At 59.8% G+C, this 14,707-nt stretch carries 9 protein-coding genes; 4 read left to right on the forward strand and 5 right to left on the reverse strand.

Annotated features, from left to right (window positions below):
* Positions 1-22: 22 nt before the first annotated feature.
* Positions 23-6,511 carry an NEL-type E3 ubiquitin ligase domain-containing protein gene (locus HBR94_RS02700; protein ID WP_170044101.1) on the reverse strand — a complete coding sequence of 2,163 codons (6,489 nt, stop codon included), beginning with the start codon at positions 6,509-6,511 and terminating at the stop codon, positions 23-25.
* Positions 6,512-6,573: 62 nt separating this feature from the next.
* Complete coding sequence (locus HBR94_RS02705; protein WP_115128918.1) at positions 6,574-7,710, reverse strand: OpgC domain-containing protein; 1,137 nt, start codon at positions 7,708-7,710, stop codon at positions 6,574-6,576.
* Positions 7,711-7,972: 262 nt separating this feature from the next.
* On the opposite strand from HBR94_RS02705, the gene HBR94_RS02710 reads away from it, so the two are divergent.
* From HBR94_RS02710 to HBR94_RS02720, 3 genes are read left to right on the forward strand one after another with little or no spacing between them, the layout of a single operon-like run.
* Positions 7,973-8,347 (forward strand): GtrA family protein, encoded by a 375-nt coding sequence (locus HBR94_RS02710; RefSeq protein WP_115128917.1) that lies wholly within the window; start codon positions 7,973-7,975, stop codon positions 8,345-8,347.
* Positions 8,344-9,291 (forward strand): glycosyltransferase family 2 protein, encoded by a 948-nt coding sequence (locus tag HBR94_RS02715; protein WP_170044102.1) that lies wholly within the window; start codon positions 8,344-8,346, stop codon positions 9,289-9,291. The genes HBR94_RS02710 and HBR94_RS02715 overlap by 4 nt, the downstream gene beginning before the upstream one ends.
* A complete protein-coding gene (locus HBR94_RS02720; protein WP_170044103.1) occupies positions 9,278-10,867 on the forward strand; it encodes a glycosyltransferase family 39 protein in 1,590 nt (529 codons plus the stop codon). Before HBR94_RS02715 ends, HBR94_RS02720 begins: the two co-directional genes overlap by 14 nt.
* 4 nt (positions 10,868-10,871) lie before the next feature.
* Here HBR94_RS02720 and HBR94_RS02725 read toward each other — a convergent pair whose 3' ends face one another.
* Together HBR94_RS02725 and HBR94_RS02730 are read right to left on the reverse strand one after the other, a co-directional pair.
* On the reverse strand, positions 10,872-11,156 hold the full coding sequence (locus HBR94_RS02725) for a putative quinol monooxygenase (protein WP_057438320.1): 285 nt from the start codon (positions 11,154-11,156) through the stop codon (positions 10,872-10,874).
* Between the two features lie 12 nt (positions 11,157-11,168).
* Positions 11,169-12,788 carry an FMN-binding glutamate synthase family protein gene (locus HBR94_RS02730; protein WP_170044104.1) on the reverse strand — a complete coding sequence of 540 codons (1,620 nt, stop codon included), beginning with the start codon at positions 12,786-12,788 and terminating at the stop codon, positions 11,169-11,171.
* Between the two features lie 233 nt (positions 12,789-13,021).
* Between HBR94_RS02730 and HBR94_RS02735 the strand changes: the two genes are divergently transcribed.
* Positions 13,022-13,294 (forward strand): type B 50S ribosomal protein L31, encoded by a 273-nt coding sequence (locus HBR94_RS02735; protein WP_057958577.1) that lies wholly within the window; start codon positions 13,022-13,024, stop codon positions 13,292-13,294.
* A 12-nt stretch (positions 13,295-13,306) separates the two neighbouring features.
* On the opposite strand, the gene HBR94_RS02740 is transcribed toward HBR94_RS02735, so the two are convergent.
* A complete protein-coding gene (locus HBR94_RS02740; protein ID WP_057438327.1) occupies positions 13,307-14,707 on the reverse strand; it encodes an ATP-binding protein in 1,401 nt (466 codons plus the stop codon).

The following is a 14,707-nucleotide window of genomic DNA, read 5'->3' on the forward strand; positions in this document are numbered from 1 at the left end:
TCACAGGCAGGCCAGTCGCGCTTCAGACGTGCATCAACGTCCGTTGCGTGCCCTCGGTCAACTGACGCACAAGGCGGTTCTGTTCGGCCGTTTCCTCGTCGAGCAGTTGCTGGTGGCGGGTCCAATACTCATCCGAGTCCTTGGTCGGAAACTCCTGATTCAGCGCGCCGACTTTGTAAGCGATGGTGCCCTTGACGGTGAAAAACGCTTCCGGCTCGCTGCTGGCCAGATACTCGATCCAGAAGTCGGTCATCAAGATTGCTTCCTGCAACGCCGGTGACTGGCCGAGTGCCCGCAGACTCCTGCGCGCTTCATTGACCACCTCGTCGGTGACGTAAACATCCACGGTGTACAGCAACGCCAGTGGATAAAACGGCAGGTTGAATTCACGGGCCAGTTTGTCCCGCAGGTAAACGGTGACCTCGGCGGGGTCGACTTCAAGCCCGGCCTGCTCGCGCTCAAGAATAAACCGGTCGCAAAAGTGATCCAGCTGGTTCAGGTAAAAGCAGCTCTTGGCCAGCTCCAGCAATGCCCTGTCGGCCAGGTAACTCCTTGGCTGCTGCTTGGCCTGATGGATCCGGTGATGCAGCTCCATGTTGGTAAATGCCAACAGGACGCTGTCGCCGCAATTGCCTGAGCCATAGGTATTGAGGCAGACCGTGTTGCGCAGTTGCGTCGACTCGCCCATGGCGATCAGCAAGGTCCAGACCCGCTCGGTCAGGCGCGCCCTCGATGCCGTGTGGCGATAGGCGTGGGTTCGCTTCAGGTCACGCAGCACCCGGAACACATCATCGGCCCTGGCGGTTTCATTCGCTTTCAACTGTTCCCACAGCTCTCGGCGGGCGGGCACGTCTTGTGCTGCGACGCCTGTCAGCCAGGTGTCGAGGTCGTTTGCCGCTACGGGAGCATGGGCCGGTGTGCGAAGTTGCCCGCCCAGGCGGATGCCGGTATCCAGGCGGTATGTGTCGATGCGCGCCAGGGTCTCGGCGGACAACGGGTTTTCATGGAGCAGGGTGTTGCGATTGGCAGTTTGCAGCCATGGGTTGGTGAAAACCTCTTCAGGGACGCTGGTGATCCCGTTTGCCTGCAAGTGCAGTTCTGTCAGGCTTGGCAGGGCGCTGGCGCCGATGGGCCACTGAGTGATGCCTGTATTGGCCAGGTGCAAGGTATTCATCTGCAGCATCCGGCTGACATCCGGTACGAGGGTCAGGTCCGGATTATCGTTCAGATCGAGTTTCTGCAGGTTGACCATGCTTGCCAGGCGTTGCACAGACTCTGGGGTCAAGTGCAGGTCGTTGTCGTTCAGGTCAAGGTGGGTAAGTGTGGTCATGTCGGTGATCGCCTGGGGCAGTTCAGTCAGGCGACAATCAATGCGCAATGCCTTGAGCTGGGTGAACTTGCCAAGAAACTCCGACCCTGTCGCAGGGAACGCATTGCCGGAAATCCGCAGGTATTCAATGTGATTGAAGCCGGTGGTGCCCGTCAGGAATGACGCAGGAGGCAAGCCTTCGTCGTCCAGTTGCAACTCCAGCGAGGGCACGTTGAATAGCCCGGCGATGTAAAACGTAGCGTTTTCCTGACGCCATGCGCTGCGCAGTTGGTAGGCAATATGGCGTCGCCTTCCGCGGTTCATGCCCAGGGGATCGTTGAGTTCGTTGTCGGTCGGCAACAGGGTTTCACTCCAGCGCGACAGCTCCACATCCATGGCCTGATACTCCGCCTGGCGGCGTTCCAGTTCGAGCAGTTTTTCTGGGTCGGTCATGTTCAATGACTGCAGCAGTCGCCGTGCATCGTCATTGTTGAAATGGGGGTACAGCTCTTGGACCTTGGCCACCAGGTCCGGTGGCCGGGGGCCGCGAAAAGGCCAGATTCGTTGCCATAACGGATACACCAGGAACGAACGGTCAACACCCATCGCCGGTTGCATCCAGGGTTGCAGGTGTGGGATATCCAGCAGGCCCTTGATTTCAATACGGCGGGCGAAGGCCAGTTCGGCAAGCTGGTACTGCAGCTCGGCGATACCGCTTTGGGTGTCAACCTGAATCAAGCTCTGCTCGGCAGCAGACAAGGTACTGAGAATGACCCGCAGCAATCTGTTCGATGGCTGGCCCAGCGGTTCGCCCTGTTGGTCATAGGCCTGATACCCCCGGTTGGTCCTGGCGATCGTCTTGCGTGATGTCCCCACCAGATGCCCTGCCGTTTCCAGCAAGCGTCCCTGGTTGTCCCATTCGCGAATATCAATACGCAGGGTTTTCGGCCAGGCGGGCAGGAGCCGCAGCAGGTACAGGGTGATCCGGTCGCTGTCGGCATTGGCGCAGGCATCCACATACAGGCCTTCGTACGCACGGTTCAGGCGCAAGTCGTGGGCACTTGTGCGCGCCTGTTCCGCCAGGCGCAGGCTCAATTGGTTGTGCTTATGCAGTTGTCTGAGCTCCCGTGACGAGGCCTGGCCCAGGATCGCCTTGACCGTGCTGGTGGGCAGGTCCGGGTGTTTGGCCTTGAAACGCCGCTCTTGCTCGGTGCCGCCGGACTCGCTGCGTCGGTACAAAGACTTGAGGAGTTGCGCCCGCTCCCGTTCGGTGTATTCGACGATCCGGGTGACCAGTTGGACCAGACGCTGCTCGGTGGTCTTGGGGACCTGCCCCAGGAGGCCCTCGATAACGTCATCGTGGGGCACGATGGCCTCGAGCAGCCGGGCACTTTTGAACTGCGCATCGGTGACCGTCACCACCTGGTTGTCGGGCCGCTGGTGCTCGGGGTATTGGTGGGTGACGCGATTATCGCGGTCGACAATCTGCAATACGTGGGTGTCGGGCCATCCGGGCAGGCTGGAAATCACCAGCAATTGCAGGTCCGGACGGGCGAAAGGGTTGCTGGGCAGGGCATACATCGCCTCGATGAACCGGTTGATTTCCTGGTCGATGCGCAAGCGCTTGCACGTATCGGCCAGCAGCGGCGGCGATGCCCGATTGCCACGGTGTATCTGGCGCAATACATGGGGCGGGGTGTCGCTCAGGGCGAGAATGGACGTGGCCATATCCTTGGGGAATGCGTAGTGGTCGCTGCCGAGGCGATAGAGCAGGCTGTGGTCATCCCAGCTCATCGGGTTCTCGCTGGACAGGCGCCAGGCACCTTCACCGTTGTGCTCCAGGGTCGGGGTGTCGACGCCGACCTTTTGCGGGTGCATGAGCCGCCACTTGAATACCCGTCTGTCATAGATGATCCGATACCAGGAGCCAAACAGGGGCAGGTAATGGTCACCGCTGAGGGGAAGCAGGCCCAGGGCGTCGAGCTGCAGTTTGTGTGGCAAGGACAGGGTGTGTTCGTACTGCGCCAGCGAACCGTTGGCCAGCCTGACAAAGCCTGAAGGGCCGCGCTGGTTGCTCATGTAGTCGCCCAGGGTAGCGCGCAGGCCCAGGGCATCGGTTTCGCTGCTCATGCTGAGTAGCTGCCGTTCATGGGGTTGCAGCACTGAGCCAATGGCCAGGTAGAAGCTGTCCACCGCCGGTGACACGGCAATCGTGCCGGCATTGCGCATGTCATAGGCCTCGTAGACGCCTTCGCCGAAGTGGCGCAGTTCCACGGTGAGGTCGTCGGGGCCGCTGGAGACATAAGGGCGGGCGATGGTGTCAGCGATCACTTCGGTGATGACGAATCTGCGTTTGAGACGTTGCTGTATCAAGGCGGAAGCGAACTCCCTGGCCCATTGGTCGGCGTCGTTGTTGAACTGACGGGGGTGATACAGCGCGTCGATGGCGGCGTCGATGCGCAGGGCGGTGCGGTGAGTCTCCAACAGCTCATAAAAGGCCGTCGGCAAAAGCCCGCCACGCAGGTAGGCCTGTTGTTGGCTTGGGCTCAGTGGATGCTGTTCCAGCAGCCGTTGGAGCAGTGCCGGTGACAATGGGCTGTTGAGGTCGCGCATTTTTTTCAGCAGCGGGGTGACGGCCACCAGGGGCTCTGCTGCCTTGACCGGCAAGAAACGCCGGACAGAGGGGGGCGGCAGTTGCTCGCTTTTTTCATAACTGGCGTAGTTCACCAGGGCCGCGAACAAGGCCGTGCGTTCGCGCCGTGCCAGGTCTGCAACGGCACGGCGCACTGCCATGATCCGCTGGGCGGGCGTGGCATCGGCTTGCTCCGTCAGGCCCAGTTGCGAGGTGTCGGGCTGCAGGCTGATGACCAGGTCCAGCAGGGGGGCGGCGCGGTAGCGCGGCTGGCCGCGATAACGTTCGGCCTGGTAACTGCCGTCTTCGTTGCGCACGATTGTCAGGGTCGTCAACCCAGGCACCCGCTGTTCAGTCTTGCCAAAGGTTTCGATCACTGAGCGTTGTGGGTCGCTGATGCTCAACAGGACTGCGGCGGGCCACTCGGGCAGTTGGGTCAGCAGGCACAGCACCACGCTATCGCCATAGGGGGGCAAATAACCGGCTTCGTGGAAGTGTTCGATAATCTGCTGGATCACCTGATCGGCCTGCAGGCGCCGCACGCCTTCGATCAGGTTCAGGGGGGGCGGTGCGCCGCGCCAGACATTTTCCAGGATGGCGCGGGAGGTGGCGGTGCTGCGCAGCATCCGTTCCAGGTCGACCGGGGAGATGATCGACGAACCATTGTGCAGCATCTGTTGCAGCAACTGCGTATCCGACAGGTTTCGGGTGTGGTGCAAGTCGAAGGTCCAGGCTTGCAGGTGCGGGGCAAACACAATCGCAGGCTTGTAGGCGCTGCGGCTGTTCTTGAGCACGTAGCGCTGATTGTGCTGGTCGTGGATGACCTCGGCCACCAGGGTCTGGCGCTCGTGCTGCAGTTTGACGTACTGCCTGCCTTGTACGGTGAACACGCACAGGGCATCGGCACTTTTACCTTCGAGCAGGTATTGCTGGTCATGGGCGTAGTGGCGGGCGTCGGGTTTCCACAATTCATCCACGCCGTCGGGGCGCGTGACCTTGCGCGGGTTACCCAGCTGTTGCAGGTAGTGGAGCATGCGCTGGCGATGGGCTTTGCCGGCAACGCTGATCAAGCGCCCGCTGACGGCCAGATCGGCGACATCGGTCAGGGTCGAAGCGAAGCCGCTGGCGTCGCCCTTGATGGCTTCATCCAGGCCTGCGCTGACGCTGTAGGTCATGCTCCCGAGCACCGCCAGTTGCATGACCCGATTCATCCCCGTGACCCCACCGGGCAGGGGGGTGAGCAACAGTTGCAGGACTTCGTTGGCGATAGCGGCGGTGGCGTCCTTGAGCGCTTGCCAGTCGGCTTCGGAGCGGGTGTTGGCGAGGGTGTCGATATCGGCCTGGCAGCGCTGGATCTGGCGATAAGTCAGGGCTTGCAGCAGGGTTTCGGTGGGGCCGGTGGCAGGGTCGGTGGCGAAATGAATGTCGTTGAGCGTCTGTTCCGGGAAGGCTTTGTGAAAGCCGTCATACAGAAGCCCGGCCAGCCAGTTCATGCCCTCGGGGCGTGGTTCCTGGGTCAGCAACGGCCGGAACAACGACAGGCCTACCAGCGGTAATTGGCGGGAAAACCAGCCGAGGTCGCCTTGCTGGTGACTGTCGAGCAACTGCTGGCGAAAATCAGCCTCGGCCGAGCGTGCGTCGCGGTGGTAGCGGAACGCGCCGCCGGGGCGAAAGGGGAAATAGGACAGCACCGCGAGGCTGGCCACTCTGATCAGCAGCAATGGAACGGGAATCGCACTCTGCCAGGGCACAAAGGGCACGGCAATCACGGGGGTGACGCCGGAGGTCAGGCTCAGGCTCTCGACGACCAGGGGCGGCCCGTTGCCCTCGATCAACGCCGTGAGGCTGTCGTATACTGCCTGGGTCATGCCGTTGTGGGCACGGTTGCGCCAGGCGTCCAGCGCATCGAACCGCAAGAGTGCCAGCGCCGCCTCGCTCATCAACCGGCGCAGCGTGCCGCTCTCGCCGAGTGTGGCCTTGATCTTTACTTGCAACTGGTGGCCCAGGTCCAGCTCGCGGGCGATGGCGATGAACGCCCGGGCGCTGAGGCTGCGATCGCCATCGGGGCCTACCACGCGGCTGGCGTCCACCAGGCTGTAGCCGGAGTCCTGGCGAATGGCGGAGGTAAAGCCGAAATTCACGCAGGCGGCTTCCCACAAGGTCATGCTCTTGACGTGTTCGATTTCGCGCAGATTGCTATCGGAGCGGCGGGGCACGCGGATGTGGCTGCCCGGCTGACGATCCCAGGGCAAGGCTTGCTCGACCTTTTCCAGGTAGGTGGTCTCGAAGCGGTATAACTGCGGGTCGCGTCCGCCGATCCGGTTGCGCAACTGCATCAGGCCGTCTGTCTTGAAGGCCCGGACCACTCGCTCTTTCTCGGTTTCAACCGCCGCCAGGGCTGCGAGAGCGTCGCGTTGCAGCTGCAGAAAGCGTTGTTTTTCCTGGGTGTCCAGGCCATCGAGGGCCTGGAGAACGTTGCGCTGGATCAGCTCCAGCGCCTGTTGTTGGGCCCAGGCGGTACTCGATTGCAGATTGCCAGACAGGCCGTTGAGTAATTGATGAGTCGGCATGTGCTCTACCTTTCACGATAAGTGGAAGGTAGATGGAATCAGCCCGCACCCAGGCTCGGGGGCTAACTATTTAAGGGGCGCTCATCACTGCGCCGGGCCTGGTCCAGTTGCTTGTTGAACTCCAGCCATGCCGCCAGCCCAGCCATCAACGCCAGGCCCAGCAGTGCACTGAATATCTGCATAGGCCAGGCGTCGTCGACCTGGGCGTTGAGCATATCCGCCAGCGGCGCCAGTAAGACCCCCAGGCAGAACACTTCCAGGGAATAGCGACCCATGCGGCAGCTTTGTTGCGCCAGCCAGTTTTGTGTCCAGGCGCGGCCGGGCAGCAGCTTGGCGGTGACATAGGCCAGGGCGAGGAAGTGCAGCAGGCGCACCGGCGACAGATCGGTCTTGCTGATCGGGTACAGCAGGTTACTCAAGGCGGCGGGCATCAGCTCATCGTGGATCTCGGGCCAGCGCCAGGACACGGTAATCACGCCGGCCAGCAGTGTGTAGGTGGCGGCGGCAAGAAACAGCGGTTGTCGCTGCAACGGCCGGGTCTCAGGTGCATGGGGCTGCCCGGCGCGGATTGCCGCCGCGCCGCCGAGCACGAACAACAACTGCCAGGTCACCGGGTTGAAGTACCACACGCCATCGGCAATCGCCGCCAGGTTCCAGCCCAACTTGGGCGCCAGCAGGTACACCACCAGCGACACCGCCACCACCGCCAGGGGCGCGCGCACCAGTACCGGCAGCACCAGCGGCAAACCGAGCAGCAACACGATGTACAGCGGCAGCGGGTCCATCAGGTTGGGCTTGAAGCGCAGCAGCAATTCATCGGTCAGGGCTTGCTGCGGGTTGGTGATGAAGTGCGTGAGGCCCATTTCCTGGACCAGGTCGCGGGTCTCTACCTTGCTGTTGGCGAAGAAGACGATGCCCATCAGCATCGCCAGCAAGAAAATATGCACCACATACAACACCCAGGTACGGCGCAGGATTTTCAGGCTGACCATCCAAAAACCTTCGCGCTGCAACACTTTGCTGTAGGCCAGTATCGAGGCGTAGCCAGCGAGGAACACGAAGACTTCGGCGGCATCGCTGAAGCCGAAGTTACGCAGGGTGATCTGACCAAGGGGGTTGTGAGGCACGTGATCCCAAAAAATGAAAATCAACGCCAGGCCTCGAAAAAAGTCGATGCGCGGGTCGCGTCCGTTAAGCATGGCTGCGGGCTCTTGAACAGTGGGTTAAATAGTGACCCGTGAGTATCGGCAATGGTCCTGCCGCGCGTCGGGCGGGCGCAGGTTGGCGGTATTTGTAAGCAATTGCAAAGGATGGGTATTACTGAATGTCTCAATTTCGGGATGGGATTATACCGTCGGTCGTCTAACCGTCCCCACCTGTTATTTCTGACAGTAGACGAGGTTTTTTCGGCATGGCTTGCTTGCCCATCGACGGCGATGGGCAACGAGGCGCGATGGTGGCATGGGCAGACTATGGATGGGGTTCTCCACCTACACGGTGATCGGCATCGCCAATACGGTGATCCACTGGCAGCTGTTTTTCGTGCTCCGGGCCGCCTTTGATCTGAGCCAGGCCTTCAGCAATTTCCTGGCCTTTTGCGTGGCGGCGACCTTTTCGTTTTTTGTGAATGCCACTTTCACCTTTGGTATGGCGGCTTCGCTGGGCCGCTACCTGCTGTTCATCTTCTGCCTGGGCAGTTTGAGCCTGGCGGTGGGGTGGCTGGCGGATCGCTGGCGCTTGCCCGGGCTAGTCACCGTGGTGGTGTTTTCCCTGGTCAGCCTGGTGTGCGGTTTCCTGCTATCGAAGTACTGGGTGTTCCGCAGGTCCGCCCCATGAGGCTCTCGCTGATCGTGCCGTTGTTCAATGAGGAGCAGGCGACACACCTGTTTTACCGGGCCGTACGCCAGGAGCCGTCGTTGCAGGATCACGAAGTCGAGATCGTGTTTATCAATGACGGCAGCACCGACCGCACGGCTGATATCGCCAGGGATATCGCGTTGGCCGATAGCGATGTGGTGTTGATCAACTTTTCCCGCAATTTTGGCAAGGAACCGGCACTGTTTGCCGGCCTGGAGTACGCCAGCGGTGAGGCGGTGGTGCCCATGGACGTCGACTTGCAAGACCCGATTGAAGTGGTCGCGCGCCTGATCGAGAAATGGAAGGAGGGCGCCGATGTGGTCCTGGCCAAGCGTCGTGATCGCTCCAGCGATGGCTACCTCAAACGCCACAGTGCCTCGATGTTCTATCACCTGCTCAATCGCATCGCCTACACCCATATCGAAGAAAACGTCGGCGACTTCCGCCTGATGGACCGCAAGGTGGTGGACGTGATCAAGGCGTTGCCGGAGCAGCAACTGTTCATGAAGGGCGTACTGTCCTGGGCCGGGTTCACCGTGGCGATCGTCGAATATGACCGGGTTTGCCGGGTGGTCGGCCACAGCAAGTTCAATGCCTGGAAACTGTGGAACCTGGCGCTGGAGGGCATCACTTCGTTCAGCACCTTGCCCTTGCGGTTATGGAGTTACATCGGTGCCGGTATTTCGTTATTGGCGCTGGGGTACGCGGGGTATCTGATCATCGCCAAATTACTGTTTGGCAATGAGGTGCCGGGGTATCCGTCGCTGATGACGGCGATTCTTTTTTTAGGCGGTGTGCAACTGATCGGGATTGGCATATTGGGGGAATATGTGGGGCGGATCTATATGGAAGCCAAGCATAGGCCGCGGTATGTAGTCGCCAATGTAGTGAAGAACCAGGGGACGCCAGATGAGTCAATTTGATGGGGTGGCTATGGGCGGTGTTGATAACTCGAAGCGAACAAAAATTGATATTTCCCTGGCTCTTATAGCGTTCTATTTTTTTGTGTTGTTGGTTTCAGTGGGGGTGCGGTTTGCCGAGTTGACTGAAACAGGTATATGGCTTGATGAGGCTTTCAGCTTGCTGCTGAGTATGAAGCCGCCTTCTGAAATTCTGTTTCATACGGCCCGTGATGTTCATCCGCCACTGTACTATCTGATGTTACATGAGTGGATCAAGGTGTTCGGTAATGGCGCTTTTGCCGCCCGCAGTCTGAGTGTGTTTTTTGGGGTTGTTTCGGTGGCGCTGGGGATCTGGTTGTCGCACCTGTTGCTCCCTCGACGTGCGGCAATGCTGGCAAGCATATTATTGGCGATCTTTCCGGCGGCCGTTCGCTACAGCCAGGAAGTTCGTATGTACTCGTTCCTGGGGGCTTTGATGCTGGGCGCGACGATTGCATTTATCTACTGGCTTGACCGTCCGCAGAGTAAAGTTCCGCTCACCCTGTACATCCTGCTGATGGTGGCAGGGCTTTATACGCACTATTTTGCGGCTTTATGCCTATTGTCCCATTGGGCCTATATTTCGCTTCTGGCAACGTCTCGACAGATAAAATATAAGTATCTGTGGAGTCGTAGTTGGTGGCTGGCCAATGGTTTGATTGTGATTTGTTTTTTACCCTGGTTGCCCAGCCTGCTAAATCAATTGACGTATTCGAGGTTGGACTGGATCGCCAAGCCGGGTATTAAGGAATTGGTCGAACTGACTTGGTTTTTTCTGAATTTCAGTGAAGGTCAGCAGGTGCCTGTCTGGGGGTTTTATGGCCTGGCCTTGGTGGTGTGGATAGCGTCCGTATTTATTTGTCTGTGGGATGCAAGTGATCGAAAAAATAATGCACTTCTTGTTGTGTATGTATGGTGCCCGATAGCGGCGATCATGCTGGTGTCATTGTTTTGGCCGCTGCTGTATCCACGTTATTTTTTATTTGCCGGGCTGGCGTTGCCTCTCGTCATTGCAATGGCGCTGGAGGGCGTGTCGACACGAAGTAAGTCGGCGTTCGTCATCGGTTTTTCAGCGGTTATTCTGCTTGAGTTGAGTGGTTTGTGGCATGTGTATAACAAGACGTGTACGTGGTGTTATGAAAACAATCAGCTGGGCGCGCTGGCCGATTATGTTGACCACACTTCGCAGCCGGGAGACGGGGTGTTGGTGCTGGAGCCTTTCATGCACTTGTCCATGATCTATTACCTCAAGAACGAACGCCCTGCGATGCAGTACACACCAATAAACGCGGATGGCACATCAGGGCGTCCCAACGGGTATCAGATTTCCACACTGATTCAAGACAGGGCCGATCAGATCTATGTCGATGACCTGGAATCGCTCACAACGGCCTCAGGCCGACTTTGGCTGATTGATGCCCAGGACCGTGGCACCCTCACGCGAAAGCTTCCTGCCCATTGGCAGTTGCTTGGCACCTATAGGGTAGGTAAGGAAAAAGCCCAGCTTATGGCTATTTGCCCGTTGGCGAGTGGCTGCCAGAAACCGCCTCTTCAATGACGGATTAAAACCCATCCATCAACAACACCCGGCAAGGCTTGGCCTGATACGCGTTGATCTGCGGCACCAGCCGGGTGAAGTGTTCGGTCTGGCAGTGGGCATCCAGCGCGGCCTGGTCGGGCCATTGCTCGATAAACACAAAGTGCCCCGGGTCTTTCTGGTCGACGAACAAGTCGTAGGCGATGCACAGCGGTTCCTGGCGGGTTTTTTCCACCAGTTCGGCGTACCAGGGGCGCACGGTTTCCAGGTGTTCGGGTTTGATAAAGTCTTCGGCGATCACTTTCAACACAACAGTTGTCCTTTAAGCCGCTTCTACTTCATGGGGCTCGAAACTGTCGGCCCGCGCCATTTGCCACATCCGCGAATAAAACTCGCCGTTCACTTCACCGGTCAGCAGTTCCCCTGGCTTGAGGAACACATGCAACTGCGAGAACAGCTTGATCTCGGTGGCTGACATGCGCCGTACCAGGTGTTTGGCCGACAACTGCGAAGGGTGATCCAGGCCGGCCGCCGCGAGCATTTCCGCGAGGGCCTTAAGGGTGTTGCGGTGGAAGTTGAACACGCGCTGGGCCTTGTCCGGTACCACCAGTGCGCGCTGGCGCAACGGGTCCTGGGTGGCCACGCCGGTTGGGCATTTGTTGGTGTGGCAGCTCTGCGACTGGATGCAGCCGATGGCGAACATAAAGCCCCGGGCCGAGTTGGCCCAGTCGGCGCCGATGGCCAGGACGCTGGCGATATCGAAGGCGCTGACGATCTTGCCGCTGGCGCCCAGTTTGATTTTGTCCCGCAGGTTCAGGCCCACCAGGGTGTTGTGCACAAACAACAGACCTTCACGCAGGGGCACGCCGATATGGTCGGTGAACTCCACGGGGGCGGCGCCGGTGCCGCCTTCCTTGCCGTCGACCACGATAAAGTCCGGCAGGATCCCGGTCTCGAGCATGGCCTTGGCGATGCCCATGAACTCCCACGGGTGGCCCAGGCAGAATTTGAAGCCCACGGGTTTGCCGCCGGACAATTCACGCAACTGGGCAATAAAGTGCATCAGCTCAATCGGCGTGGAGAAGGCACTGTGGCGTGACGGCGAGATGCAGTCTTCGCCCATCATGATGCCACGGGTCTCGGCGATTTCCTTCGTCACCTTGTGATTGGGCAGGATCCCGCCATGGCCGGGCTTGGCGCCCTGGCTCATCTTGATTTCGATCATCCGTACCTGCGGGTTTTGCGCCTGCACGGCAAAGCGTTCGGGGTCGAAACGGCCGTCGCTGGTGCGGCAGCCGAAGTAGCCGCTGCCCAGCTCCCAGGTCAGGTCGCCGCCATTTTCCCGGTGGTAGGCGCTGATGCTGCCTTCGCCGGTGTCGTGGGCGAAGTTGCCGAGCTTGGCGCCCTGGTTGAGGGCGCGGATGGCGTTGGCGCTCAACGAGCCAAAGCTCATGGCCGAGATATTGAACACCGACGCCGAGTACGGCTGGGTGCACTGCGGGCCGCCGACCACCACGCGAAAGGCGCTGGGGTCGCTCAACGGGGCCGGGCGCATGGAGTGGCCGATAAATTCGAAACCGGACTGGTACACGTCGATCAGGGTGCCGAAGGGTTTGTCGGCGCTTTCATTCTTGGCCCGCGAATACACCAGCGAACGCTGGGCCCGGGAGAAGGGCAGGGCGTCGCTGTCGGACTCCAGCAGGTACTGGCGGATTTCCGGGCGAATGCCTTCCACCAGGTAGCGGATATTGCCCAGGATCGGGTAGTTGCGGCGCACCGCGTGGGGGCTTTGCAGCAGGTCGAACACGCCGATCAGGCTGAGCACGCCGGTCACCAGGGTCATCGGCCAGAGCCATTCGTGTTGGATAAAGGGGAGGCTGGCGAGGGTGAAAATGACACACACGGCAAAGAATGCATAACGGCTAAGCAACGACAGGCTCATACGGTTTCCTTGGGTTCGGACGCTCTATGACCTGTAGGAGCCTGCTCCTACAAGGTTCTATTCTTTATGCGGGTTCACGGTTCAACACGGGGCCCAGCTTACGGTCGAGTTCCTTGCCGGGGCAACCGCAGAGAACCCAAGCCTCTCTTGGTATTGCAATACGTTCTCGTTTAGGTGCATTATTTACGTTACTGTATAACATATTAATCCTGCCCAGATGCCCCGGAGGCCCTATGAAAGCTGGTATTCACCCCGACTACCGCACCGTGCTGTTCCACGATACTGCCGCCGATGTGTTTTTCCTGATCGGCTCCACGGTCGACACGGATCGCACCCACCAACACACCGATGGCAACACTTACCCTTACATGGCCCTCGACGTGTCCAGCGCGTCCCACCCGATCTACACCGGCCAGCAGCGCAAGACTCAGGTCGAAGGGCGGATTGCCGGGTTCAACAAGCGGTTTGCCTCGTTTGGTTCCAGCCCCAAGCCCGCTGAAGCCTGAACAGCAGAGGCGTCACGCCGCTGTCTGCCGGATCGGCAGCACCACCCGAAAGGTGGTGCCCCTGCCGACTTCACTGCTCACCGAGATATCCCCGTGGTGTTTCTTGACGATGCCATAGGACAGCGACAGCCCCAGGCCCGTGCCTTCGCCCACCGGCTTGGTGGTGAAAAACGGGTCGAAGATTTTCTGCAGGCTGTGGGGCGCAATCCCGCAGCCGTTATCCGCCACCTCCAGCCACACCCGATCGCCCTCGACCCCATTGCTGAGGGTGATCGTGCCGCGTTCCGGGCCCATGGCCTGGGCTGCGTTGATCACCAGGTTCATCACCACCTGGTTGATTTGTGAGGCCAGGCATTCAATCTCGGGCAGGGGCTGGTAGTGCTTGATCACGTCCGCCTTGTGCTTGAGTTCACTGGCCACGATGTTCAGGGTCGAGTCGATCCCTTGCTGCAGGTTCGCCCATTGCCATTGCTCGTCGTTATCGACCCGGGAGAAGTTCTTCAGGTCTTTGACGATCTGCGTCACACGGCCGATGCCGTCCTTGGATTCGCGGATCAGGATCGGGATGTCCTCCTTGAGGAAGTCCAGGTCCAACTCGTTGCGCAAGGCGCTCAGTTGTTCAAGGCAGTCACCGGGCGCCAAGGCTGCCTCAGCCTGTTGATAGGCGTCGAGCATGCGCTGCAATTGTTTGAAGTCACTCTCCAGCGTGCCAAGGTTGGAGGTGACGAAGCCCACGGGGTTATTGATTTCGTGCGCCACCCCGGCGGCCATCTGCCCCAGGGAGGCCAGTTTCTCCGATTGGATCAACTGGCTTTGTAGCTGCTTGCGTTCGTCGATTTCCTGCTGCAAGGCCTGGCTGGCGAGGGTCAGTGCCTCGGTGCGTTGTTCTACCAACTGCTCCAGGTGCCCGGTCTTCAGGCGAGCACGACGGGCCATGTCCCATTTGGCCGCCAGGGTATTGGCCATCTGCTGGACTTCGATATTGTCGAAGGGCTTTTTCAGGATCAGCAGCCGGTCGTGGGCCTTGAGACGCGACAGCAACTCTTCCCAGGAGTAATCCGAGTAGGCGGTACACACCACCACTTGCAGGTCCGGGTCGACCTTCCAGAGTTCTTCCATGGTCTGTGCGCCGTCCCAGCCCTGGGGCATGCGCATGTCGACAAAGGCCAGGGCGTAGGGGCGTGCTTGTTGCATGGCGGTACACAGTAGTTGCAGGCCCTCCTGGCCGCCATAGGCCGAGTCAAGTTCAAACGGTGGGGCCTGGGGTTTGGCGGCCTCGCCAAACAGTGCGCTTTCCATTTCGTCCAGTGCCGCGTTCTGTTCCATAGGCGGCATGAGGATCTTGCGAAAGTCTTCGTGGATCGACGGGGTGTCGTCAATCAGCAGGATGCGCCGGTTCGGGGGTTGATTCAT

This window comes from Pseudomonas sp. WS 5412, from assembly GCF_012985615.1.
GTDB lineage: Bacteria > Pseudomonadota > Gammaproteobacteria > Pseudomonadales > Pseudomonadaceae > Aquipseudomonas > Aquipseudomonas shahriarae.